We start from the raw sequence: 413 nt of genomic DNA, 5'->3' as shown, positions 1-413 counted from the left end.
TGCGCGCCCGGGGCGTGGAGGTGGCCCTGCCGGTCGCCGACCTAACGCGGGCCGGGGAGGCCGCCGCGCTGCTGGCCGACCTGGACGTGGCCGGGGTGGTGCACCTCGCGACCGCCCCGCAGGGCGCCGCCGAGGACGACCCGCTGGGCGCGGCGGCGGCCCTGGCCGACCAGGCCTGGCGGCTCCACCTCGCCACGATGGAACGGGAGTTGGACTTCTTCGTACTGTGCGACCCGGCCACCGGGGCGGGCCGGGAGACGGCGCTCGGCGCCGGTCTGGACGCGCTCGCCGCGCACCGCCGGGCGCTCGGACTGCCCGCGCTGAGCGTGGACGGCGAGGGCCTCGGCTCGCTCGGCCGGCTGCTGGGCAGCCCGGCCGCGATCGTCCGGGCGGCGGCCGGTGACGGCGCGCCG

General features: G+C 80.6%; 1 protein-coding gene. It reads left to right on the top strand.

Annotated elements, in window-relative coordinates:
* A partial coding sequence (locus ABD308_RS33815; protein WP_344343554.1) for a KR domain-containing protein occupies positions 1 to 413 on the top strand: 413 nt, incomplete at both ends.

The organism is Kitasatospora putterlickiae, assembly GCF_039527695.1.
GTDB lineage: Bacteria > Actinomycetota > Actinomycetes > Streptomycetales > Streptomycetaceae > Kitasatospora > Kitasatospora putterlickiae.
The sequence above is the reverse complement of the archived record's forward strand: the minus strand, read 5'-3'. Positions and strand labels throughout refer to the sequence as shown.